20 protein-coding genes and 2 pseudogenes are annotated in these 22,927 nt (G+C 60.1%); 17 read left to right on the top strand and 5 right to left on the bottom strand.

The window, feature by feature from the left end; genetic code table 11:
* Nucleotides 1-13 precede the first annotated feature (13 nt).
* Complete coding sequence (locus tag PSH97_RS02110) at nt 14-1,816, top strand: acyl-CoA dehydrogenase (RefSeq protein WP_305447908.1); 1,803 nt, start codon at nt 14-16, stop codon at nt 1,814-1,816.
* A 119-nt stretch (nt 1,817-1,935) separates the two neighbouring features.
* Here PSH97_RS02110 and PSH97_RS28525 read toward each other — a convergent pair whose 3' ends face one another.
* The 4 genes and pseudogenes from PSH97_RS28525 to PSH97_RS02095 form a co-directional block, all read right to left on the bottom strand.
* On the bottom strand, nt 1,936-2,643 hold the full coding sequence (locus PSH97_RS28525) for a methyl-accepting chemotaxis protein (RefSeq protein WP_407682177.1): 708 nt from the start codon (nt 2,641-2,643) through the stop codon (nt 1,936-1,938).
* Between the two features lie 207 nt (nt 2,644-2,850).
* Nucleotides 2,851-3,723 (bottom strand): annotated as a pseudogene (locus tag PSH97_RS28520) (cache domain-containing protein); the annotation flags it as partial.
* Between the two features lie 262 nt (nt 3,724-3,985).
* A complete protein-coding gene (locus tag PSH97_RS02100) occupies nt 3,986-4,288 on the bottom strand; it encodes a cell division protein ZapA (RefSeq protein ID WP_007903196.1) in 303 nt (100 codons plus the stop codon).
* Entirely contained in the window at nt 4,285-4,515 is a 231-nt protein-coding gene (locus tag PSH97_RS02095; RefSeq protein WP_007903194.1) for a hypothetical protein, read from the bottom strand. The genes PSH97_RS02100 and PSH97_RS02095 overlap by 4 nt, the downstream gene beginning before the upstream one ends.
* Nucleotides 4,516-4,724: 209 nt before the next feature.
* Here PSH97_RS02095 and PSH97_RS28515 point away from each other — a divergent pair.
* From PSH97_RS28515 to trxC, 6 genes and pseudogenes are all read left to right on the top strand, one after another.
* Nucleotides 4,725-5,513: pseudogene (locus PSH97_RS28515) on the top strand (MCP four helix bundle domain-containing protein); the annotation flags it as partial.
* A gap of 30 nt (nt 5,514-5,543) precedes the next feature.
* Nucleotides 5,544-6,416, top strand: a complete 873-nt coding sequence (locus PSH97_RS28510) for a methyl-accepting chemotaxis protein (protein ID WP_407682176.1) — start codon at nt 5,544-5,546, stop codon at nt 6,414-6,416.
* 172 nt (nt 6,417-6,588) lie between these two features.
* Nucleotides 6,589-8,331 (top strand): potassium/proton antiporter, encoded by a 1,743-nt coding sequence (locus PSH97_RS02085; protein ID WP_305423995.1) that lies wholly within the window; start codon nt 6,589-6,591, stop codon nt 8,329-8,331.
* Between the two features lie 34 nt (nt 8,332-8,365).
* A complete protein-coding gene (gene mscK, locus PSH97_RS02080; protein WP_305447905.1) occupies nt 8,366-11,716 on the top strand; it encodes a mechanosensitive channel MscK in 3,351 nt (1,116 codons plus the stop codon).
* A 48-nt stretch (nt 11,717-11,764) separates the two neighbouring features.
* Nucleotides 11,765-13,228, top strand: coding sequence for a protein adenylyltransferase SelO (selO, locus tag PSH97_RS02075; RefSeq protein WP_305447904.1), 1,464 nt, complete (start codon nt 11,765-11,767; stop codon nt 13,226-13,228).
* Nucleotides 13,229-13,343: 115 nt separating this feature from the next.
* Nucleotides 13,344-13,778 carry a thioredoxin TrxC gene (gene trxC / locus PSH97_RS02070; protein WP_123358753.1) on the top strand — a complete coding sequence of 145 codons (435 nt, stop codon included), beginning with the start codon at nt 13,344-13,346 and terminating at the stop codon, nt 13,776-13,778.
* Between the two features lie 116 nt (nt 13,779-13,894).
* On the opposite strand, the gene PSH97_RS02065 is transcribed toward trxC, so the two are convergent.
* Nucleotides 13,895-14,665, bottom strand: coding sequence for a ParA family protein (locus PSH97_RS02065; protein ID WP_008009127.1), 771 nt, complete (start codon nt 14,663-14,665; stop codon nt 13,895-13,897).
* A gap of 357 nt (nt 14,666-15,022) precedes the next feature.
* Between PSH97_RS02065 and PSH97_RS02060 the strand changes: the two genes are divergently transcribed.
* From PSH97_RS02060 to PSH97_RS02015, 10 genes are read left to right on the top strand one after another with little or no spacing between them, the layout of a single operon-like run.
* On the top strand, nt 15,023-15,748 hold the full coding sequence (locus PSH97_RS02060; RefSeq protein WP_305447903.1) for a beta-ketoacyl synthase chain length factor: 726 nt from the start codon (nt 15,023-15,025) through the stop codon (nt 15,746-15,748).
* On the top strand, nt 15,724-16,533 hold the full coding sequence (locus PSH97_RS02055; RefSeq protein WP_305447902.1) for a lysophospholipid acyltransferase family protein: 810 nt from the start codon (nt 15,724-15,726) through the stop codon (nt 16,531-16,533). Before PSH97_RS02060 ends, PSH97_RS02055 begins: the two co-directional genes overlap by 25 nt.
* The gene (locus tag PSH97_RS02050; RefSeq protein ID WP_123721556.1) at nt 16,514-16,774 is read left to right on the top strand and encodes a phosphopantetheine-binding protein; all 261 of its coding nucleotides are present in this window, start codon (nt 16,514-16,516) and stop codon (nt 16,772-16,774) included. The genes PSH97_RS02055 and PSH97_RS02050 overlap by 20 nt, the downstream gene beginning before the upstream one ends.
* A gap of 9 nt (nt 16,775-16,783) precedes the next feature.
* Nucleotides 16,784-17,038, top strand: coding sequence for an acyl carrier protein (locus PSH97_RS02045; RefSeq protein ID WP_007903178.1), 255 nt, complete (start codon nt 16,784-16,786; stop codon nt 17,036-17,038).
* Nucleotides 17,035-17,580 carry a COG4648 family protein gene (locus PSH97_RS02040; RefSeq protein WP_030129182.1) on the top strand — a complete coding sequence of 182 codons (546 nt, stop codon included), beginning with the start codon at nt 17,035-17,037 and terminating at the stop codon, nt 17,578-17,580. Before PSH97_RS02045 ends, PSH97_RS02040 begins: the two co-directional genes overlap by 4 nt.
* Entirely contained in the window at nt 17,577-19,259 is a 1,683-nt protein-coding gene (locus PSH97_RS02035; RefSeq protein WP_305447901.1) for an acyl-CoA synthetase family protein, read from the top strand. The genes PSH97_RS02040 and PSH97_RS02035 overlap by 4 nt, the downstream gene beginning before the upstream one ends.
* Nucleotides 19,252-19,986: a glycosyltransferase family 2 protein gene (locus PSH97_RS02030; RefSeq protein ID WP_305447900.1), complete on the top strand. Its 735-nt coding sequence runs from the start codon at nt 19,252-19,254 to the stop codon at nt 19,984-19,986. The genes PSH97_RS02035 and PSH97_RS02030 overlap by 8 nt, the downstream gene beginning before the upstream one ends.
* The gene (locus PSH97_RS02025; protein WP_305447899.1) at nt 19,983-20,930 is read left to right on the top strand and encodes an LpxL/LpxP family acyltransferase; all 948 of its coding nucleotides are present in this window, start codon (nt 19,983-19,985) and stop codon (nt 20,928-20,930) included. Before PSH97_RS02030 ends, PSH97_RS02025 begins: the two co-directional genes overlap by 4 nt.
* Complete coding sequence (locus PSH97_RS02020) at nt 20,911-22,455, top strand: HAL/PAL/TAL family ammonia-lyase (protein WP_305447898.1); 1,545 nt, start codon at nt 20,911-20,913, stop codon at nt 22,453-22,455. Before PSH97_RS02025 ends, PSH97_RS02020 begins: the two co-directional genes overlap by 20 nt.
* Entirely contained in the window at nt 22,448-22,873 is a 426-nt protein-coding gene (locus PSH97_RS02015; protein ID WP_305447897.1) for an acyl-CoA thioesterase, read from the top strand. Before PSH97_RS02020 ends, PSH97_RS02015 begins: the two co-directional genes overlap by 8 nt.
* Nucleotides 22,874-22,927 lie beyond the last annotated feature (54 nt).

The raw sequence follows: 22,927 nt of genomic DNA, 5'->3' as shown, positions 1-22,927 counted from the left end.
AAGGTAGGCCGCCATGTCCGAGACGTTGCTCAGTTCCCGCAATCTGGCTTTCGAGCTGTATGAAGTCCTTGATGCCGAAGGCCTGACGCAGCGTGAGCGGTTCGCCGAGCACAACCGCGAGACCTTCGATGCGGCTATCTGTACCGCCCGCAGCATCGCCGAGAAGTTCTTCGCCCCGCACAACCGCAAGGGCGACGAGAACGAACCGCGCTATGAAGACGGTCAGGCGATTCTGATTCCGGAAGTGAAACCGGCGGTGGATGCCTTCCTTGAAGCCGGTTTCCTCAACGCCGCGCGTAGTTTCGATGCCGGCGGCATGCAACTTCCTACGCTGCTGTCGCAAGCTTGCTTTGCGCACTTTCAGTCGGCCAACGCGGCGTCGACCTCTTACCCATTCCTGACCATGGGCGCCGCGAACCTGATTGAAAGCTTCGGCACTGATGAGCAGAAGCAGCGCTTCCTGCAACCGATGATCGACGGTCGCTTCTTCGGCACCATGGCGCTGACCGAGCCCCACGCCGGTTCGTCACTGTCGGATATTCGTACCCGCGCCGAGCCTGCGTCCGACGGCACGTATCGACTCAAGGGCAACAAGATCTTCATCTCTGGTGGCGATCACCCGCTGTCGGAAAACATCGTGCACATGGTGCTGGCCAAACTGCCCGACGCACCGGCCGGGGTGAAAGGCATTTCGCTGTTTATCGTGCCCAAGTTTTTGGTCAACGATGACGGCAGTCTCGGCAAGCGCAACGACGTATTGCTGGCCGGGCTGTTCCATAAGATGGGCTGGCGCGGTACTACGTCCACCGCGCTGAACTTCGGTGATAACGGCGAGTGTGTCGGCTATCTGGTGGGCAAGCCGCACCACGGTTTGAGCTACATGTTCCAGATGATGAACGAGGCGCGGATCGGCGTCGGCATGGGCGCGGTGATGCTGGGTTACGCCGGGTACCTGTACTCCCTGGAATACGCCCGCGAGCGTCCGCAAGGTCGAGTGCCGGATAGCAAGGATCCGACCACCGCACCGGTGGCGATCATTCAGCACGCCGACGTTAAACGCATGTTGCTGACCCAAAAATCCTACGTCGAAGGCGCGTTTGACCTTGGGTTGTACGCGGCACGACTGTTCGACGACACCACGACTCTGGAAACCGAAACCGAACGCAAACAAGCCCATGAGCTGCTGGATTTACTGACGCCGATCGTCAAATCCTGGCCGTCGGAGTTTTGCCTCAAGGCCAACGAACTGGCGATCCAGATTCTCGGCGGTCACGGTTACACCCGTGAGTACCCGGTGGAGCAGTACTACCGCGACAACCGCCTGAACCCGATCCATGAAGGGACTCACGGCATTCAGTCGCTTGACTTGCTGGGACGCAAGCTGGCGCAGAACGGGGGGGCGGGGCTCAAGCAATTGATCCGCCTGATTGCCGATACCACCGAACGGGCGCAGGCCTATGAATCGCTGACGCCGCTGCGTGAACCGCTGGAGAAACTGGTGGCACGCCTGCACGCCGTGACTATTGGCCTGCTGACCGATTTGGCCCAAGGCAAGGTGAATAGCAGCCTGGCGAACTCGGCGCTGTACCTGAAAGTGTTCGGGCACACGGTGATTGGTTGGCGCTGGCTGGAACAGGCGATTCGCGCCGAGGAAGGGTTGGCCAAAGGCAACGCGGCGGACGTGAGCTTCTATAGAGGCAAGCTGCAGGCGGCGCGGTATTTTCTGACATGGGAAGTGCCGGGTTGCCACCATGAGCTGGCGATTCTTGAGGCTCGGGATGATGTGTGTCTGAGCATGCAGGATGAGTGGTTCTAACCCCCTCACACTGATCGTTCCCACGCTCCGCGTGGGAATGCCTCAGGGGACGCTCCGCGTTCCAATGGGACGCGGAGCGTCCCGGGCTGCATTCCTTTGCTGCGCGTGGGAACGATCGGTTAGGTGAGTTTGAAACTACCCATCTGCCGCGCCAGATCATCGGCCAAGCGCTGCAACGTCTGACAGTCTTCACGGCAAGCCCTGACTTCCCCCGCCGTGGCCCGCGCCAAATCAGAAATCCCCTGCACGTTACGGTTGATCTCTTCCGTCACCGCCGACTGCTCTTCCGTCGCCGTCGCGACCTGATGGTTCATATCGCTGATGCGCTCGACCTGCCCGGTAATCGCCGTCAACGACGCCCCGGTGCGCTGACTCGACTCAACACCCGTGCCGGTCGCCGCTTGCCCGGCGTACATGGATGACACCGCATTCTCCGCGCCCTGCTTGAGGCTGCCGATCATCTGCTGGATCTCGTCGGTGGACGACTGAGTCCGCCGCGCCAATGTCCGCACTTCATCCGCCACCACCGCAAACCCGCGCCCCATATCCCCGGCCCGCGCCGCTTCGATAGCGGCATTGAGTGCCAGCAAATTGGTCTGTTCGGAAATCCCGCGAATCACCGCCAACACCTGATCGATAGACGCCACCTGATGAGCCAACTCGCCCACCGCGCCGGCAGCAATACCAATCTCCTCGGACATGCTTTCGATATGCCGGATCGATCCGCCCACCACCTCCCGCGCCTGCAGTGCTTCATCTCGCGCAGTTTGCGAAGCGACGGCCGCGTTGCCGGCGTTCTGCGCGATTTCCTGCACGGTCAGGCCCATCTCGTGAACGGCGGTGGCGACCATGTCGGTCATTTCCTGCTGACGTCCGGAACGCTCGGCGGTGTTGTCGACCACCCGCGCCACCTGACCGACCGCCGTACGCAAGCGCTCACTGGTGGCCAGGACTTCGCCAATCATGTCGCGCTGACTTTCCAGGAAGCGATTGAAGCCCCGAGCGAGGTCACCCAGCTCATCGGCGCGACTGGAATCTAACCTGTGGGTCAAATCTCCACCACCGCTACCGATGGCTACCAGCGCCGCTGTTACCTGACGAATCGGTCGCACCAATCCACGGGCCAGCAACACCACCAGCAACAGGCACACCAACGCCACCGCCAGGCCGATGCCGCTGCTCATCCACATCGCCCGGCGGGCTTCGGCGTAGATCTGCGACTGCGGCACTTCGGCCACCAAGGTCCAACCCAAATCACGCAGCGGCAGGCTCAACGCCAGAAAATCTTCGCCATCGCGGACAAAACTGCTGGTGGTGAACGCGGTGGAGGTAGAGAGCTGCCCCATGACCGCTTGCGCTGCCGGGGCGCCGATCTGTTCGATCAGCGTGCGTTTGCCGCTGAACTGCGTCTCGGGGTGAATCTGGATCAAACCGTCGGAGCGCACGAGATAGACCTTGCCACGCTCACCGAAGTTGAAATTGTGGATCAGCTCCGACAGCTCTTTCATGCTCAGGCCCAGCCCGGCGACGCCCACGACTTTGCCGGCCTGTTCGACCTTGAGGTCGATGAACAGCGCCAACTCACCGGTGGCGGTGTCATTGTCGATATTGAGGGTGCGCGGCTGGTTGCTGTCGAGGAACGAATAGAACCAGGCGTCGTTGGGATTGGAACGGCTGAGCGTGCGATCCAGGCCCTTTTCCGTGAAGTAATGGTTTGAAGCGGCACCGATGATCAGCGCGGTAAAGGCTTTGTGCTCGGCGCGAATGCCTTCCAGGTAACTGACGAAGCCAGCGGTCTGGGCACTGCTTTCACCCCCGGCCAACCAGTCGCGAACCATGCTGTTACTGGCGATGTCCTTGGCGGCGGTGAGGGGTTGAACGAGGATGCGTTCGATGTCGTTGCGCATCGCTTCGATGCTCGACGGTAGCGCTTGTTCGACCAGATAGCGCTGGGCGAGGCGGTTGACCACGAGGGTATAAACGCCAACCACGATCAGAATACTGACCAGCAGGGCGGTGCCCATGCTCAGGATCAACTGCCATTGAATACTGCGTCGCCAGAACTGCATGGAGCACCCCCAAAGAATAAGAGGCTGAAACACTGCAACAGCCATGCCGATTGTATACAACACAAACGACAATTTATTCTTTGGTTGTGCGCAAAGCTGATCAGGCCTGATTGATTGTCTTGGCGATCACTTCAACCGTGGCGCTGACTTGCTCTTGGTAACGGTCGAGTTCTTGCTGGTGACGCTTTTGCATTTCGATCTGCTGCGAGCACAGATTCATCGCCGCCAGCACCAGCAAGCGGTCACCGATCAGCGTCGGGTATTTCTTTTTGGTCTCGGCCAGAGCGGCCTTCAACATTAATGCGGCGTCCAGCAGGGTCTGCTCTTCCCCGGCCGGCGCCTTGATCGAATAGTCCTCCCCCAGAATCGAGACGACTTTTACCCCTGCGGCGCCGTAACTCATGCGCTGACAGGGCCGGCGCTGACGCGCTCAACCAAGGCCTGAATGCGTGCCGCGGTGGCGCCTTGTTTCTCTTCCTGTTCCATCAGGCTCAGTTGCAGGCTTTCGTTTTCATCCTTGACCTGGGCCAGTTCCGCACTCAGGGATTGATTGGTGCCGAGCAGGGTCTGGTTCTGCTGCACTAGGTCGCTGACCAGTTGTTCCAATTGGCTTAGGGATGCTTCCAACATTTTGATTTTCCGGGCATTTTCAAAGGGCGCGTACGATAAAGAAAAGTCACCACAGATGCCAGGGTTATGCAGGCGCAAGGCCTTGATTTTCCTGGCGGGCGACCTTCCTCGCGAGCTTTAAAGACTGTGATTGGCGGATCTGGTTCCTGCACTTCGTCGCCGCAGCCCTTGTGCGACAAAAGCGCGCAACACCTCAAGACTTTAGTCGTATGACCGATAAGTCATGCATACAGCAGTCTCAGCCCCGCACGGATGCGCTTTTTTCGGTGAACACCATGTCTTTACGAAATATGAATATTGCACCGCGGGCGTTCCTCGGTTTTGCCTTGATTGGCAGCTTGATGCTGGTTCTGGGGGTGTTCGCGCTGAACCAGATGAGCAAGATTCGCGGCGCCGCCGAGGAAATCACCTCGAACAGCGTACCGAGCATCAAAAGCCTCGACGAATTCACTCAGCTGACCCTGCGCCTGCGCGTCCTGTCTTACCGTCTGTTGGTAAACCGCGAGCCGGACGTCCAGCAGAAAACCATGGACCTGCTGGAAACCCGCAACCAACAGATCCGAGCGGCTCAAGTCGTCTACGAAAAACTGATCGCCAGCCCGCAGGAACGTGCGGCCTATGATCAGTATGTGCAGCTGCTGGGGCAGTATCGCCAGATCGAAGACAGGATGAAGAGCCTGTCGCGCAACAATCAGGTCGACGAACTGCGCACGCTGCTCAATACCGATTTGCTGAACAACTCTGAAGCGATCAACGTCGTACTGAACCGTTTGCTGGAAATCAACACCCAGCAGACCCTCGACACCAATCAGCAAGCCGTCGACCAATACTCCTCGGCCTTCAACCTGACGGTGACCCTGTTGGTCATCGCCACCGGCCTGACCCTGCTGTTCGCCTGGCTACTGACTAACAGCATCACCAAGCCCATCGCCAACGCACTGAGCGCCGCCGAAGAAATCGCCGAAGGCAACCTGACGCGCCCGATCACCGTCGACGGCGAAGATGAAGCCGGTCGTTTGCTGGCCGCGATGGCGAAGATGCAGGAAAAACTGCGCGACACCCTGCAACGGATTTCCGGTTCGGCCACGCAACTGGCGTCCGCCGCGGAAGAGCTCAACAGTGTCACTGACGAAAGCGCCCGTGGCCTGACTCAGCAGAACAACGAAATCGAGCAGGCCGCCACCGCCGTCAACGAAATGACCAGCGCCGTGGAAGAAGTCGCCCGCAACGCCGTGAGCACCTCCGAGGCTTCGAAAAACGCCACCACTTCGGCGGGCGACGGTCGTGACTTGGTGCAGGAAACTGTCAGTGCCATCGAGCGCATGAGCGCCGACGTACAAAGCACCGCCAACCTGATCGGCGATCTGGCCAACGAGTCGCGAGACATCGGCAAAGTGCTGGACGTGATTCGCGGCCTGGCCGATCAGACGAACCTGTTGGCTTTGAACGCCGCCATCGAAGCAGCCCGTGCTGGTGAAGCCGGTCGTGGTTTCGCGGTGGTCGCCGACGAGGTGCGTGCCCTGGCCCATCGCACCCAGCAGTCGACCAGCGAAATCGAGCGCATGATCGGTAGCATCCAGAGCGGCACTGAACACGCGGTGGATTCGATGCGTAACAGCACCGAGCGCGCCGAGTCGACCTTGAACATCGCTCGTGGTGCAGGCATGTCGCTGGACACTATTAATAGCGCCATCGTCGAAATCAACGAGCGCAACCTGGTGATCGCCAGCGCGGCCGAAGAACAGGCGCAAGTGGCCCGTGAAGTGGACCGCAATCTGGTGAACATTCGTGATCTGTCGGTACAATCGGCCACGGGGGCCAACCAGACGAGCGCTGCCAGCAACGAGCTGTCGCGTCTGGCGCTGGACCTGAACAACATGGTTGGGCGATTTAGCCTGTAACCTGCGACTGATCGTTCCCACGCTCCGCGTGGGACGCAGAGCGTGGGAACGATCATCAGTCGACTCACGTTAAAAGCTTTTTGACAGCATCACATTTCAACAGGTTAGAATCGCTGGCACGCAGACTGCATGGTCAGTTTGTGCCCGCCTTTAGCTTTCTGGAGTACTGCCTTTGAATGCGACGACCATCAACAGCCTGTTCTTGATCGGCGCGTTGCTGGTAGGTGCGAGCATTCTGGTGAGCTCACTTTCATCGCGCCTCGGTATCCCGATTCTGGTGATCATCCTCGCGGTGGGCATGGCGGCCGGTGTCGACGGTGCCGGCATTATTTTCGATAACTACCCAACGGCTTATCTGGTCGGCAACCTCGCCCTGGCAGTGATCTTGCTCGACGGCGGCTTGCGCACCCGGGTGGCGAGTTTTCGCGTGGCGTTATGGCCGGCACTGTCGCTGGCCACCGTCGGGGTGTTGATCACCACCGGGCTGACCGGAATGGCGGCGGCGTGGTTGTTCGACTTGAACATGATCCAGGGCCTGTTGATCGGCGCCATTGTTGGATCTACCGACGCCGCGGCCGTGTTTTCGTTGCTGGGTGGCAAGGGCTTGAACGAACGGGTGAGCGCGAGCCTGGAAATCGAATCCGGCAGCAACGACCCGATGGCGGTGTTTCTCACCGTGACCCTGATCGACATGCTCGCCAGCGGCCAGACCGGCCTGCACTGGAGTCTGCTCGGACACTTGCTGCGTGAGTTCGGTATCGGTGGCGTCATCGGCCTCGGCGGCGGTTGGCTCATGCTGCAACTGGTCAACCGTATCCACCTGGCCACCGGCCTTTATCCGATTCTGGTGATTGCCGGCGGCCTCGTCGTGTTTGCCCTGACCAACGCCCTGCACGGCAGCGGCTTTTTGGCGGTTTACTTGTGTGGCCTGGTGATTGGCAACCGCCCGGTCCGCAGTCGCCATGGCATTTTGCACATGCTCGACGGCATGGCCTGGTTGGCCCAGATCGGCATGTTCCTCGTGTTGGGGCTGTTGGTTACACCCCATGACCTGTTGCCGATTGCTTTGCCGGCGCTGGGCCTGGCGCTGTGGATGATTCTGTTTGCCCGTCCGCTCTCAGTGCTGGTCGGCTTGTTGCCCTTCAAGGCATTCCATGGTCGCGAAAAGGCATTCATTTCCTGGGTGGGCCTGCGCGGTGCCGTACCGATCATTCTCGCGGTGTTCCCGCTGATGGCGGGGCTGCCCAATGCGCAGCTGTATTTCAATCTGGCGTTCTTTATCGTGCTGGTGTCGCTGCTGGTGCAGGGCACGAGCCTGCCGTGGGTTGCCAAGCTTTTGAAAGTGACCGTCCCGCCTGAGCCTTTGCCCATCTCCCGATCGGCACTGGAAGTGCATGTCACCAGCGAGTGGGAGCTGTTCGTGTATCGCCTCGGTGCCGAGAAATGGTGCATTGGATCCCCTCTTCGCGAGCTGAAAATGCCCGAAGGTACTCGTATCGCGGCCCTGTTTCGTGGTCAACAATTGCTCCATCCGTCGGGTAGTACGGTGCTCGAAGTCGATGATTTGCTCTGCGTGATTGGCCATGAACACAACCTTCCGGCCCTCGGAAAACTCTTCAGTCAGGCCCCGCAACGGGGGCTGGATTTGCGCTTCTTCGGCGACTTCGTACTCGAAGGAGACGCCCAGCTGGGCGCGGTTGCTGCCCTGTACGGGTTGAAAGTCGAAGGCATCGATCCAAACATGTCCCTGGGCCACTTCATTGCCCAGAAAGTGGGCGGTGCGCCGGTAGTCGGTGACCAGGTGGAATGGAACAACACCCTTTGGACTGTGGCTGTCATGGAAGGGAACAAGATTGGTAAGGTAGGCGTCAGATTCCCCGAAGGAAGTCGCCCGGGTCCCGGCTTGTTCCTCTAAACTCCACTCTTCGTCTAGTTTTCGATCGGTCTTTATGTCAACCCTGCGCACTTTTTTCATCATGGCCCTGCTGGGCTTGAGTCTTTCGATCAACACACTGCAAGCCGCCGAACCGCCCTCCAGCGCAGCCGTGCAGGCGAGCCTGGACAAGATCGCCGACCGCAAACTGCCGGAAGCCGATCAGAAAGCGCTGCAGAGCATTTTGCAAGGCACGTTGACGCAACTCACCAACAAGCGTGATTACGAGCAAAAGCTGGTTGATCTCAAGCAGCAGCTCGCTAGCGCGCCAAAGCAGAACATCGAGAACCAGCGTGAACTGACTCGTCTCAAGGCCACCAATGTAGTGCCGGTGGCGCAACGCTATACCAAAGAGACCATTCAGCAGCTTGAGCAGCTATTGACCGAGCGCTCGACCCAGCAAAGCGATCTGCAAAAAGCACTGGCCGAGGCCAACAGTCTGGTGATTACTGCCCAGACCCGTCCCGAGCGTGCCCAGGCCGAAATTTCCGCCAGCCAGACGCGCATTCAGCAAATCAATAACATCCTTAAAATCGGAAAAGACAACGGCAAGACGTTGAGCGGTGAACAGCGCGACCAGCTCAACGCCGAGCTCGCGGCGCTTAATGCGCTGATTCCGTTGCGCCGACAGGAACTGGCCGGTAACAGTCAGCTGCAGGATTTGGGCAACAGCCAGCATGACCTGCTCACGGAAAAAACCAATCGCCTGGAGCGGGAAATCCAGGAGCTGCAAACCCTGATCAACCAGAAACGCCTGGCCCAGTCCCAAGAGACCGTCACCCAGCAGTCCATCGAAGCGCAGAAGGCCGGCGGCAGCAGCCTGCTGGCCACCGAAAGCGCGGCCAACCTGAAGCTCTCCGACTACCTGCTCAAAAGCACCGACCGCCTCAACGAAGTCACCCAACAGAACCTGCAGACCAAACAGCAACTGGACAGTGTGACCCAGAGCGATTCGGCGCTGGACGAACAGATCAACGTGCTCAAAGGCAGTCTGCTGCTCTCCAAGATTCTCTACAAACAGAAACAGGCCCTGCCGCGCCTCCAGCTCGACCGCGACCTGGCCGACCAGATCGCCGATATTCGCCTGTATCAGTTCGAAGTCAGCCAGCAACGGGAACTGCTCAGCAACCCGACTACCTATGTCGACAACCTGCTGGCAACTCAACCGCCCGAGCAAGTCACCCCGCAACTGCGCAAGAGCCTGCTGGAACTGGCCACCACCCGCGCAGACTTGCTGGAGCGTTTGAATCGCGAACTGAGCGCGGTGCTCAACGAATCCATTACGCTGCAACTCAACCAGAAGCAATTGCTCAGCACCGCGCAAAGTCTAAGGGCTACGCTGGACGAGCAAATGTTCTGGATCCCCAGCAACAAGCCGCTGGATCTTGAGTGGATGCACGGTGTGCCGGAACGCTTGGAACGCCAGGTCACCACACTGCCTTGGGCCTCGAGCCTGAGCGAACTGACCGATGGCCTGACGCAGCGGCCGCTGCTGTTCCTGCCGCTGGCCTTTCTGATCGGGGCACTGCTGTGGCGCCGCAAAAATCTCTATGCCCGCCTGAACAAAGTTCACCTGGACATCGGCCATTTCAAGCGCGACAGCCAGTGGCACACACCGCAAGCGATTCTGATCAACATCCTGCTGGCGATGCCCGTCGCCCTGGGTTTGGCCTTGTGTGGCCTGGCGTTGCAAATCGACGCCCGCGGGCAGAACGCCAATATGGGCGCGGCGCTGTTGCAAATGGCCCAAGCCTGGCTGGTGTTCTACACCGCCTACCGCATCCTCGCACCGGGCGGCGTCGCCGAATTGCATTTCCGCTGGGAAAAACCTCAAGTCGAATTCCTTCAAGGCTGGATACGCCGACTCGGGCTGGTAGTGATGGCTTTGGTGGCGGTAGTAGCGGTCGCCGAGTTGCAACCAGCGATACTGGCCGATGACGTGCTCGGCATGCCGGTGGTGTTGACCTGCTACGCCTTGATGGCCTGGCTACTCAGCCGCCTGCTGGTTAGCAGCCCGACTCACCAGAACGCTTCACTGTTCCGCAAGGCCGTGGGGGTTCTGTTCACAGCCCTGCCGATCGCATTGTTCGTCGCCGTGTGCTTTGGCTACTACTACACCGCGCTGAAACTCAGCGACCGGTTGATCAACACGCTGTACTTGCTGATGTTCTGGCTGGTGATCGAAGCGACCTTCGTGCGCGGCCTCAGTGTTGCGGCACGGCGCCTGGCCTATCAGCGCGCCCTGGCCAAACGCCAGGCCGCGAAAGAGGCCGGCGACGGTGAAGCGGTAATCGAAGAGCCGACCCTGGACATCGAGAAGGTCAACGAGCAGTCCCTGCGACTGATCCGTCTGGCCCTGCTCGGCGGTTTCATCGCCGCGCTGTACTGGGTCTGGTCGGACCTGATCTCAGTGTTCTCGTATCTGGACAACATCACCCTCTACGAATACACCAGCGGCACCGGCGCCAACATGAGCATGGTGCCGATCAGCATCGGCGACATGCTCGGTGCCCTGATTATCATCGGCATCACCTTCGCGCTGGCCCGCAACCTGCCAGGCCTGCTTGAAGTGTTTGTGCTGTCGAAACTGAACCTGGCCCAGGGCAGTTCCTATGCCACGACCACCTTGCTGTCCTATGTGATCGCCGGTGTCGGTTTTGTCTCGACCCTGTCCACGCTCGGCGTGAGCTGGGACAAGTTGCAATGGCTGGTGGCGGCGCTGTCGGTGGGTCTGGGTTTCGGCATGCAGGAAATCTTCGCCAACTTCATCTCCGGCATCATGATCCTGTTCGAACGCCCGGTGCGGATCGGCGACACCATCACCATCGGCAACCTGTCGGGCACGGTGAGCAAGATCCGCATCCGCGCCACGACCATCACCGACTTCGACCGCAAGGACATCATCGTTCCGAACAAGACGTTTATCACCGGGCAACTGATCAACTGGTCCCTGACCGACACCATCACCCGAGTGACCCTCAAGCTCGGCGTCGACTACGGCTCGGACCTGGACCTGGTGAAAGAGTTGCTGCTCAAGGCAGCCCGGGATAACCCGCGCGTGCTGAAGGATCCGGAACCCCACGTGTACTTCCTGAACTTCGGCGAAAGCACCCTCGATCACGAGTTGCGCATGCATGTGCGCGACCTCGGCGACCGTAACCCGGTGCTCGATGAGGTCAACCGCTTCATCAATCGCGAGTTCAAGAAGCAGCACATCAACATCTCGTTCCGGCAGATGGAGGTCTACCTCAAGAACCTTCAGGGCCAGGAATACAAAATGGTGCCGGTCGAACCGGAAACCAAAACCATTGTGCCGATGCCTGCCAGCAAGCCGCGGCAAGAGCCACCACCCGTCGAACTCGACTAAGCGCGCTATCCCTAGCAGAATGCTCGGACATTCTGCTGGAGATGGCCGTTGAAAGCCCTCGACGAACTGACCTTCGATAATCGCTTCGCCCGTCTGGGCGACGCGTTCTCAACCCATGTGCTGCCTGAGCCCATCGCCGCTCCGCGGCTGGTGGTCGCCAGCCCCGCCGCCATGGCGCTGCTGGACTTGGACCCGGCCGAGGCCGAGACGCCGGTGTTCGCCGAGCTGTTCGGCGGCCACAAGCTCTGGGCCGAGGCCGAGCCGCGGGCGATGGTCTATTCCGGGCATCAGTTCGGCTCTTACAACCCGCAGTTGGGCGACGGTCGTGGCCTGTTACTGGGAGAGGTCTATAACGAAGCCGGCGAGCATTGGGACCTGCACCTCAAGGGCGCCGGTCAGACACCTTACTCGCGCATGGGCGATGGACGGGCGGTGCTGCGTTCGTCAATCCGTGAGTTTCTCGCCTCTGAAGCCCTGCATGCCCTGAACATTCCCACCACTCGCGCCCTGTGCGTGATCGGCTCCGACACACCGGTCTGGCGTGAGAAACAGGAACGCGCAGCCATGGTCTTGCGCCTGGCGCCGAGCCATGTGCGCTTCGGGCATTTCGAATTCTTCTATTACACCAAGCGCCCCGAGCAGCAGAAAGAACTCGGCGAGCATGTGCTGGCCATGCATTTCCCGCACTGCCTGGAACAGCCGGAACCGTACCTGGCGATGTTCCGCGAAATCGTCGAGCGCAACGCCGAGCTGATCGCCAAATGGCAGGCCTATGGCTTCTGCCACGGCGTGATGAACACCGACAACATGTCGATCCTGGGCATCACCTTCGACTTCGGCCCGTTCGCCTTCCTCGATGACTTCGACGCCCACTTCATCTGCAACCACTCCGATGATCAGGGTCGTTACTCTTTCAGCAACCAGGTACCGATCGGCCAGTGGAACCTCAGCGCCCTCGCCCAGGCCCTGACGCCATTCATCAGCGTCGAAGCCCTGCGCGAAACCCTCGGCCTGTATCTGCCGCTGTTCCAGGCCCATTACCTGGACCTGATGCGCCGCCGCCTCGGCTTCACCACTGCCGAAGACGACGACCAGAAACTGCTGGAGCACCTGCTGCAACTGATGCAGAACAGCGGCGTCGACTACAGCCTGTTCTTCCGCCGCCTGGGGGATGAATCACCGGAACTGGCGGTCGCTCGTTTACGCGATGACTTCGTCGACATCAAGGGCTTCGATGCGTGGGGCGAGCTCTACATCGCCCGGGTTGCTCGTGAAGGTGTGGTTGACCAGCAACAGCGCCGCAAACGAATGCATGCGGTCAATCCGCTGTACATCCTGCGTAACTATCTGGCGCAGAAAGCCATCGATGCGGCGGAAAGTGGCGACTACTCAGAAGTTCGTCGTTTGCATGCGGTATTGAGCAATCCGTTCGAGGAACAGCCTGGAATGGAGAGCTATGCCGAGCGGCCACCGGAGTGGGGGAAGCATCTGGAGATCAGTTGTTCGTCGTGAGTGAACGTAGTCCCTCTGTGCAACTGAAGAAGGTAATGACCTACAACCTATCGCCTTGATAATGACCACCTTCGACTCCAGATCAGTTGCATAGACTGCCCACTGAGAACCAATCATGCCCGAACCACTGCTAATCCCCTGCCCCCACTGCAACGGCCTGAATCGCATCCCCGCCGAGCGCCTCAACGACCATCCAAAATGCGGTCGCTGCAAGGCCGAAGTCCTGCTGAACAAGCCGTTCGAATTGAAGCAAGGCGATTACGCCAGTCAGATCAAGGGCGACCTGCCGTTGCTGGTGGATGTGTGGGCGGACTGGTGCGGACCCTGCAAGTCGTTTGCGCCGGTATTCGAGCAGGCGGCGGGGCAGTTGGCGGGCAAGTGTCGGTTGGCCAAGCTGGACAGCGAGGCGAATCAGCAATTGTCGGCGCAGTTGGGGATTCGCTCGATTCCGAGCCTGATTCTGTTCAAGAACGGCCGGGAAGTGGCTCGCCAAAGCGGGGCTTTCCCGTTGCCGCAGTTGATGAGCTGGTTGCGTAGTCAGGGAATTTGAATCCCCTTCGACAAAATGTAGGAGCTAGGCTTGCCCGCGAAGGGGCCGGCACATTCGAAATCATTGTTGCCTGACACGACGCCTTCGCGGGCAAGCCTCGCTCCTACAGGGGTAAATCAGGCATTTTCCAGCAGGTTGTGCAGGTCGACGAACTGTTGGGTCAGTTTATGCCGCGGGTCGAGGTGGATCAGCGGCGTGTTGGCCTGGTGGGATTCGCGCATGCGCACCGAGCTGGCCAGGTACACCGGCAGCACCGGCAGGCCTTCGGCGATCAATTCGTCGAGGATTTGCTGAGGCAAACTGGCGCGGGCCTGGAACTGGTTGACGACGATGCCTTCAACTTCCAGCCCTTCGTTGTGGTCCTCCTTCAATTCTTCGATTTCCGCCAACAGGCCATACAGCGCCTGACGCGAGAAACTGTCGCAGTCAAAGGGAATCAGCACACGATCAGCGGCGATCAAGGCCGAGACAGCATAGAAATTCAGTGCTGGCGGCGTATCGAGGTAGATTCGGTCGTAATCGCCGTCCAGTTCCTCGAGCAATTTTCGCAGCTTGTTGATCTTGTGCTTGGCCTCAAGCTTGGGTTGCAAGTCGGCCAGTTCGGCGGTGGCGGTGACGACGTGAAGGTTGTCGAAGGGGGTTTCGTATATGTCGACCTGGTTTTTCTTCGAGAACGGCCCGGAGGATAGAGTCTGCTTGAAGAAGTCAGCGATCCCCATCGGGATATCGTCACCGGTGAGTCCCGTCAGGTATTGAGTGGAGTTGGCCTGAGCATCGAGGTCCACCAACAACGTGCGATAGCCTTCGCTGGCGCTGACCGCCGCCAGATTACAGGCAATGCTTGATTTGCCCACGCCACCTTTCTGATTGAACACCACGCGCCGCATGTCAAAACCTCCGTGTATCAAAGAATGACCGAGTGTAGTAGTCCACGGCGCTGCTTAGCTACCTCGCTGGAGTCGGGACTACACAGTCATGGTAATTATCCGGCAGAAGAAGCCGCCAACTCGTCCATCGACAGTCGATAGAGCCGACAGACATGTCCGACGCATCACGGATAATGGCCAAACGACAGCTTTTTCGCGAACCAGACGGTACATTTCATTGCGCAAAATGTAACCAGCATTTGCTACACGCCCGCCACACCGGGATAATGCGCGCCACTCGGCGTTAAGCGCCACGTAAGGTCAGGCGCGATTTTTTGCGACTCACCGCGTCAAAGGAAGCCCGCAGGGGCGGGATGAATGTCTGTGATCAACTTCAACATCGCCCAATGGCGCGCGTGGGCCCCTGGGCTTGAAAGCGTGGATGATTGGCAGGCCTGGAGCCGACAACCGGTCGTGCTCGAGCGCAGCGATGCCGCCCCCGATGTGTCGTTTCTGCCGGCCATGCAACGTCGGCGACTCAGCCGCCTGGCGCGAATGGCGTTCAGCGTCGGCTGGCCGTTGGCCGATGGGCACCCAGACCTACCGTTGGTCTTTATTTCCCGCCATGGCGAAACTCCGCGCACTTTCGAAATTCTCAGCGATCTGGCGACTGATCAACCGTTGTCGCCCACTCAGTTCAGCCTGTCAGTGCATAACGCGGTCATTGGCTTGTGGTCGATCATGCGCGGCGAAACCAGCGAAATGACCGCACTCGCCGCGGCTGGCGATGGCCTTGAACATGGCATGCTAGAGGCGGCGGCATTGCTTGAGGAAGGCGCGCCCGCGGTACTGTTGGTAGTGACTGAAGAGCAACCGCCCGAGGCCTATTCGGCCTGGATCGACGATGTGCCATTTCCTTACGCGGTCGGGCTGTTGATTACGCCCGGCAATCAGTGGCAGCTGTCGCTGAACAGCACCTCACAAGCGTTGTCCAAACCCCACTGGCCCCATGCCCTGAATCTGTTGCGTACCCTGCTCGGCCAGCAGACTTCCTGCCAACATGCCTGGAAAAATCGTGTATGGACCTGGCAACGCAACCCGTAACCGATAAAAACCGCGACGCCTATTACTGGCGCCTGCTGGCCACTGCCGCAAGCTTCACCCTGTTCGGGTTGGGCGGGCTTTGCCTGCGACTGGTGGTGTTCCCGCTGTTGAGCTGCCTGCCGGGAGACGCCCAGGCCCATCGTCAGCGTGCACGACAGACGGTGAGCCGCTGTTTCTGGTTTTTCATTCGGTTCATGGCTCGCACTGGCGTGCTGACTTATGACATTCAGGGCGCGGAGAAACTGGGACGGCCAGGGCAAATGATCGTCGCCAATCACCCCTCGTTGATCGATGTGGTGTTTTTGATCGGCCTGGTGGGCCACTCCAACTGCGTGGTCAAGAAAAGCCTCTGGGAAAACCCGTTCACCCGCGGACCGCTACGCCGCACCGATTACATCAGCAACGATGGCAGCATGGACATGCTCGATGCGGCGGCCGACGCGCTGAAAAACGGTCAGACCCTGATCATCTTTCCCGAGGGCACCCGCACCCAACCCGGCAAAGCGCCGGCCTTTCATCGGGGGGGCGCGGCAATCGCCCTGCGCGGTGCGAGAATCCTCACCCCGGTGATTATCAAGGTCAATCCGACCACATTGACCAAGGCCGAACCCTGGTATCGGATCCCCAAACGCCGCGTGCACTTCAGTTTTCGTGTCGGGGCCGATATAGACCCACAGGCCTTTGCAACGCAGGGACCTGCACCTCAGGCCTCGCGCAAGCTCAATGATTATTTGCACCACTACTTTATTAAGGAGCTCGCCGAAGATGAGCGATCTACACCGTGAAATCAAAGAACTGATCATTGACGCCCTGGGCCTCGAAGACATCAGCGTCGACGACATCGGCGATGACCAGACGCTGTTTGGCGAAGGCCTGGGCCTGGACTCGGTAGATGCACTGGAACTCGGCCTGGCCATCCAGAAAAAATACGGTATCAAAATCGATGCCGACGCCAAGGACACCCGTAATCACTTCACCAACGTGGCGAGCCTTGCGGCGTTCGTCACTGCAAAACAGGCAGCTTGAGACCGGACCATGCAAACTCGTGACGATATTTTCAATACCCTGCGCGATGCTCTGGTCGAACTCTTCGAGCTGGAGCCCGAGCGCATCAGTCTGGGGTCCAACCTGTATCAGGATCTGGAAATCGACAGCATCGATGCGGTCGACCTGATCGATCACATCAAACGCCAGACCGGCAAGAAAATCGCTGCCGAAGAATTCAAATCGGTGCGTACCGTCAGCGACGTGGTCGAGGCGGTCTACCGTCTGGTTCAACCGGCCGCATGAGCCGACTGATCGGCCTGGGCCTGCTGCTGGCAGGCCTGTTGTACCCCTTTGCGGTGTATTTCGGCATGGAGCATTTTGCCCCGTGGCAGTTCGGTCTGCTGCTGGGTAGCCTGTGGCTGGCGCGGGCGCTGACCGGTGAGCGGCGGCCCGGCAGCCTGTGGATGGCCACGGTCGCCATCGGGTTTTGCCTGCTGCTGGCACTATTCGACAGCCCGGTGCTGCTGCGCTGGTACCCGGTACTGATCAGTGCATTCATGCTGGTGCTGTTCGGCCTGAGCCTGAAATACGGCCCGCCAATGATTGAACGCCTGGCCCGTTTGCGAGAACCGGAATTGCCGGCCAGGGCCATTCGCTACACCCGCCAGGTGACGATCGCCTGGAGCGTGTTTTTTCTCTGCAACGGCTTGTGCGCCGCCGCCCTGACCCTTTGGGCGCCGCTGAGTTGGTGGATGTTGTACACCGGCCTGATCTCCTATGGATTGATCGGCCTGATGTTTGCCATTGAATGGCTGATACGACAACGGGTAAGAGGCCGCCCATGAATTGGATAACACTTGAGCAACTGTTGCTCAAGGCTCAGCCGGACCGTGCCGTGACGGTGGAACCGGCGTTGAATCACGCGCAATTGTGCGAGCAGGCCCTGAGCCTGGCGGCGGGCCTGCAAGCTCAGGGTGTGCAGCGCATCGCCGTGCACCTTGAAGACGCCGGCGACCTGGCCATTGCCCTGCTCGGCGCCTGGCGGGCCGGGGTCAGCGTGCTGCTGCCCGCCGACCTGCAAGCGCAGACTCGCCAGCGCTGGTCGAGCGAGGTCGATCTGTGGCTGACCGATCAGGCCGACGACGCGCACCTGAGCGATTATCGGCATTCACCGCTACCGGCCAGCCCGCTGGATCTGGATCGCTGTCAGCTGAGCCTGTGCACCTCTGGCTCCAGTGGCGAACCCAAGCGCATCGACAAAACCCTGCGCCAACTGGCCAATGAAGTCGAAGCGCTGGAGCACTTGTGGGGCGCAGATCTGGGCGAGGCCTGCATCATCGGCAGCGTCGCCACGCAACACATCTACGGCTTGCTGTTTCGGGTGCTGTGGCCGCTGTGCGCCGGACGCTCCTTCGTGCGTACGCAAATGGCCTTCCCGGAAGACTTGCAGCGCGCCAGCCGCGAACACCCGGCCTTCGCCTGGGTCGCCAGCCCCGCGCTGCTCAAGCGCATGGGCGACAACCTCGACTGGCCAGCGCTGAGCACGGTGCGCCGAGTGTTCTCTTCCGGTGGTGCGTTGCCTGCCGAAGCAGCGCAAAGCCTGCATGAGCGCCTGCAGCAATGGCCGACAGAAATCTTCGGCAGTTCGGAAACCGGCGGAATCGCCTGGCGTCAGGGCCAAAGTCTCTGGCAACCCTTCGCCGATGTTGCGCTGAGTCAGGACAGCGATGGCGCCCTGCTTATCGCCTCACCGTACTTACCGGCCGGCCATATCGAACACACCGCCGATGCCGCGCGCATCGCCGCCGACGGCCGTTTCGAGCTGTTGGGACGACTGGACCGAATCGTCAAACTGGAAGAAAAACGTATCTCGCTACCGATGCTCGAACAAGCGCTGATGGCTCACGACTGGGTCGCCGAAGCGCGCCTCGGTGTGGTTCAGGAAAACCGCGCTTCATTGGGGGCACTGCTGGTACTCAGCGAACAAGGCCTGCATGCCTTGCGTAATCAGGGTCGACGTACTCTTACTCAGGAGTTGCGCCAACACTTGAGCCAGCATTGCGAAGCACTCGCCCTGCCCCGTCGATGGCGCCTGTTGCGACAACTGCCACTGAACGCTCAAGGCAAACTGCCCCAGGCACAAGTGGAGAGCATATTGCTGGCGCCCCGCCCAAAGGCTCCGGAAGTGCTGGAACAGATCGACACCGATGGCGAGTGGAGCCTGCAACTGGCCGTCCCGCCAGACCTGGCGTATTTCAGCGGCCATTTCCCTCAGACACCGGTATTGCCCGGTGTCGTGCAGGTGGATTGGGCGCTGAGCCTGGGCCAGCAATTAATGGATCTGCCGGCAAAATTCGCCGGTATGGAAGTGCTGAAATTCCAGCAACTGGTACGCCCCGGTGATGAAATCCAGTTGCACCTGCGCTTCGACTCCGCGCGCAGTAAATTGTATTTCGCCTATCGCAATGAAACCGCCACCTGCTCCAGCGGGCGGATTTTGCTGGAGGCTGCCAGCGATGCATAACCCCTGCGCCGTAATCCCGGTCTACAACCACGAAACCGCAATCACTGCCGTGGTCGATGCGCTGCTTGCTTGCGGCCTGCCGTGCATTCTGGTGGACGATGCCAGCAGCCTGGATTGCGCCAAGGTGCTTGACCAACTGGCCCAGCGTGAGCGGGTTTACCTGATCAGGCTCACCGTCAATCAAGGCAAGGGTGGTGCGGTGATGACCGGTTTGCGGGAGGCCTCGCGCTTGGGCTTCAGCCACGCCTTGCAGGTGGACGCCGACGGCCAGCACGACCTGCAAGACGTCAAAGTCTTCATCGAGCATTCGCGCGCCCATCCCGAGGCGGTGATCTGCGGTTATCCGCAATATGACGACAGCGTGCCGAAGGGCCGTTTGTACGCCCGCTACCTGACGCACGTCATGGTCTGGATCAACACCCTGTCGTTGCAGATTCGCGACTCCATGTGCGGCTTCCGCGTTTATCCATTACCACCGACCCTGGCGCTGATCGACTCGGCCAGGATCGGCAAGCGCATGGACTTCGACTCCGACATCCTGGTGCGCCTGGCCTGGCGCAATCAGCCGATGCAGTGGTTAAAAACCAAAGTCCATTACCCCTTGGATGGTGTCTCGCATTTCCGCCTGTTCCACGACAATGTACTGATTTCGAGCATGCACACCCGGCTGTTCTTCGGCATGTTGCTGCGCGCACCGGTAATCCTCTGGCGACGGTGGCGAGCATGAGCGACAACGCAGACAAACAGCACTGGGCCGACCGCCAGGAGCGTGGCAGCTTCTGGCTGATGAAGTTCACCGCGCTCTGCGCAAAAGTCTTGGGCCGTCGGTTGTTGAGCCCATTGCTGTACGGCATCGTGCTGTACTTTTTCCTGTTCGGGCGCAGCGCCCGCCAGAGCGCCTGGCAATACCAGCAGCGACTCGCCGACTGGAGCGGGCGCAGCGAATTGCGCCCGAGCCATTGGCGAGTGTTCGGCCAGTTCATGGCGTTCGCCGACTCCATGCTCGACAAGCTCGATGTGTGGAACGGCAAGCTGAGCATCGATCAAATCGAAATCATCGACCCCGCACTGCTGCGCAATAAGCTTCGCGGCACACGCGGGCAAATGCTGGTGGGCGCGCACCTGGGCAATCTGGAAGTTTGTCGGGCACTGGCCGAGATCGGTGAGAAAGTCACCATGAACGTGCTGGTACACACCAAGCACGCCGAACAGTTCAACCGCCTGCTGGGCGAAGCCGGGGCGACCAATCTGCGCCTTATTCAGGTCAGCGAGCTGGACCCGGTGATCATGCTGCAACTGCATGAACGCCTGGAGCGCGGCGAATGGCTGGCGATTGCTGGCGACCGCGTGCCGCTGCATGGCGGGCGCAGCGTGACAGTGGATTTTCTCGGCCATCAGGCCGCATTCCCGCAAGGCCCTTGGTTGCTGGCCGGTCTGCTGAAATGCCCGATCAACCTGATGCTGTGCCTGAAGAAACCCACGGGCGACTATCGACTGACCCTCGAACCGTTCGCCGACGCCATCGTGTGGAAACGCAGCGACCGCGAACAGGTCATTCATCAGTGGGCCTCCCGCTACGCCGAACGCCTGGGTCACTATTGCCTCGAAGCGCCCCAACAATGGTTCAACTTTTACCCTTTCTGGAAGACCGATGACGACGCCAACGCTTGAGCCGGTAACCTTCGGCGAACTCCCTTTGCGCATCGAAGACGTGCTGGCCCTGGCCAACCGTCAGGTGCCGACGCAGTTGCAGGGCGACCCCGAGTTTCGCCAGCGCATCGCCAAGGGTCCGCAATTCCTTGACTCCCTGTTGGACAAGGAAGGCGTGATCTATGGCGTGACCACCGGTTATGGCGATTCCTGTGTGGTGGCGGTGCCGCTGCACCACGTCGAAGCCCTGCCCCGTCATCTGTATACCTTCCACGGTTGCGGCCTGGGCAAACTGCTCGACGCCCAAGCCACCCGCGCGGTGCTGGCGGCGCGTTTGCAATCGCTTTGCCAAGGCGTTTCCGGGGTACGCGTGGAACTGCTGGAACGTCTTCAAGCCTTCCTCGAACACGACATTCTGCCGCTGATTCCGGAAGAAGGTTCGGTGGGCGCCAGTGGTGATCTGACGCCGCTGTCCTACGTCGCCGCGACCTTGTCCGGCGAGCGCGAAGTGATGTTCCGTGGTGAACGTCGACAAGCCGCCGATGTGCACAGCGAACTGGGCTGGGAACCGCTGGTATTGCGCCCCAAAGAAGCGCTGGCGCTGATGAACGGCACCGCCGTGATGACCGGCCTCGCGTGCCTGGCTTACGCCCGCGCCGATTACCTGCTGCAACTGGCCACGCGCATCACCGCGCTGAACGTAGTCGCGTTGCAGGGCAACCCGGAGCACTTCGACGAGCGTCTGTTTGCCGCCAAACCCCATCCAGGGCAGATGCAAGTCGCTGCTTGGTTGCGCAAAGACCTGGCGATCGATGCGCCGACTGCGCCGCTGCATCGCCTGCAAGACCGCTATTCCCTGCGTTGTGCGCCGCACGTGCTCGGTGTATTGGCCGACAGCCTGAACTGGTTGCGCTCATTCATCGAGATCGAACTCAACAGCGCCAACGACAACCCGATCATCGACGCCGAAGCCGAACGCGTGCTGCACGGCGGGCACTTCTACGGCGGCCATATCGCGTTCGCCATGGACAGTCTGAAAACCCTGGTGGCGAACGTCGCCGACTTGCTCGACCGTCAGCTCGCGCTGCTGGTGGACGAGCGTTACAACCATGGCTTGCCGAGCAACCTGTCTGGCGCCACCGCCGACCGCGCGATGCTCAACCACGGCTTCAAGGCGGTGCAGATCGGCACCAGTGCCTGGACTGCCGAAGCCCTGAAAAACACCATGCCGGCCAGCGTCTTTTCGCGTTCCACCGAGTGCCACAACCAGGACAAAGTCAGCATGGGCACGATCGCCGCCCGCGACGCCATCCGCGTGCTGGAGCTGACCGAACAGGTCGCCGCCGCCACGCTGCTGGCCGCCAACCAAGGGGTCTGGCTGCGCGGCCAGGCTGAAGACGCACGGCCACTGCCACCGGCACTGGCCTCGATGCACGAAGAATTGGCCAAGGACTTTGCGCCGGTCATCGAAGACCGTGCCCTGGAAGGCGAATTGCGCCTGTGCCTGCAACGCATCGCCGAACAACACTGGAGGCTGCATGCGTAGCAAGGGAGTGCTTCACACCGACACGGAAATCCTCGTACCGTTCTTTGACGTCGACACCATGAACGTGGTCTGGCACGGCCATTACGTCAAATACCTGGAAGTCGCCCGCTGTGCGCTGCTGGACAAGATCGGCCACAACTACGACGCCATGGTGGCGTCGGGTTACGCGTGGCCGGTGATCGATTTGCAACTGCGCTATGTACGCGGCGCCGTGTTCGGCCAGAAGCTGAATGTGCGCGCCAGCCTGGTGGAGTGGGAAAACCGACTGAAGATCAATTACCTGATCAGCGATCTCGCAACCGGCGAACGTCTGACCCGCGCTGTTTCAGTACAGGTTGCCGTCGACATGAGCAGCCGCGAAATGCAGTTGGCTTCGCCCAAGGTGTTTACCGACGCGGTTGAAAGGGTGCTGCAATGAATTTGCGATTCCTTTGTAGCAGCTGGCGAAGCCTGCGTTCGACTGCGCAGCAGT

The organism is Pseudomonas cucumis, from assembly GCF_030687935.1.
In the GTDB taxonomy this organism is placed as follows: Bacteria; Pseudomonadota; Gammaproteobacteria; order Pseudomonadales; family Pseudomonadaceae; genus Aquipseudomonas; species Aquipseudomonas cucumis.
Note: the sequence above shows the minus strand (reverse complement) of the source record. Positions and strands in the feature narration are given on the sequence as shown.

Bases quoted from the DNA above. Each gene is read 5' to 3' on its own strand.
- trxC (WP_123358753.1), top strand. From the start codon at position 13,344: ATGCCCGAACCACTGCTAATCCCCTGCCCCCACTGCAACGGCCTGAAT.
- PSH97_RS02030 (WP_305447900.1), top strand. From the start codon at position 19,252: ATGCATAACCCCTGCGCCGTAATCCCGGTCTACAACCACGAAACCGCA.
- PSH97_RS02025 (WP_305447899.1), top strand. From the start codon at position 19,983: ATGAGCGACAACGCAGACAAACAGCACTGGGCCGACCGCCAGGAGCGT.
- PSH97_RS02035 (WP_305447901.1), top strand. From the start codon at position 17,577: ATGAATTGGATAACACTTGAGCAACTGTTGCTCAAGGCTCAGCCGGAC.
- PSH97_RS02050 (WP_123721556.1), top strand. From the start codon at position 16,514: ATGAGCGATCTACACCGTGAAATCAAAGAACTGATCATTGACGCCCTG.
- PSH97_RS28525 (WP_407682177.1), bottom strand. From the start codon at position 2,643: ATGGGCCTGACCGTGCAGGAAATCGCGCAGAACGCCGGCAACGCGGCC.
- PSH97_RS02110 (WP_305447908.1), top strand. From the start codon at position 14: ATGTCCGAGACGTTGCTCAGTTCCCGCAATCTGGCTTTCGAGCTGTAT.
- PSH97_RS02060 (WP_305447903.1), top strand. From the start codon at position 15,023: ATGTCTGTGATCAACTTCAACATCGCCCAATGGCGCGCGTGGGCCCCT.
- PSH97_RS02040 (WP_030129182.1), top strand. From the start codon at position 17,035: ATGAGCCGACTGATCGGCCTGGGCCTGCTGCTGGCAGGCCTGTTGTAC.
- mscK (WP_305447905.1), top strand. From the start codon at position 8,366: ATGTCAACCCTGCGCACTTTTTTCATCATGGCCCTGCTGGGCTTGAGT.
- PSH97_RS28510 (WP_407682176.1), top strand. From the start codon at position 5,544: ATGGCGAAGATGCAGGAAAAACTGCGCGACACCCTGCAACGGATTTCC.
- PSH97_RS02055 (WP_305447902.1), top strand. From the start codon at position 15,724: ATGGACCTGGCAACGCAACCCGTAACCGATAAAAACCGCGACGCCTAT.
- PSH97_RS02100 (WP_007903196.1), bottom strand. From the start codon at position 4,288: ATGAGTTACGGCGCCGCAGGGGTAAAAGTCGTCTCGATTCTGGGGGAG.
- PSH97_RS02095 (WP_007903194.1), bottom strand. From the start codon at position 4,515: ATGTTGGAAGCATCCCTAAGCCAATTGGAACAACTGGTCAGCGACCTA.
- PSH97_RS02015 (WP_305447897.1), top strand. From the start codon at position 22,448: ATGCGTAGCAAGGGAGTGCTTCACACCGACACGGAAATCCTCGTACCG.
- PSH97_RS02020 (WP_305447898.1), top strand. From the start codon at position 20,911: ATGACGACGCCAACGCTTGAGCCGGTAACCTTCGGCGAACTCCCTTTG.
- PSH97_RS02045 (WP_007903178.1), top strand. From the start codon at position 16,784: ATGCAAACTCGTGACGATATTTTCAATACCCTGCGCGATGCTCTGGTC.
- PSH97_RS02065 (WP_008009127.1), bottom strand. From the start codon at position 14,665: ATGCGGCGCGTGGTGTTCAATCAGAAAGGTGGCGTGGGCAAATCAAGC.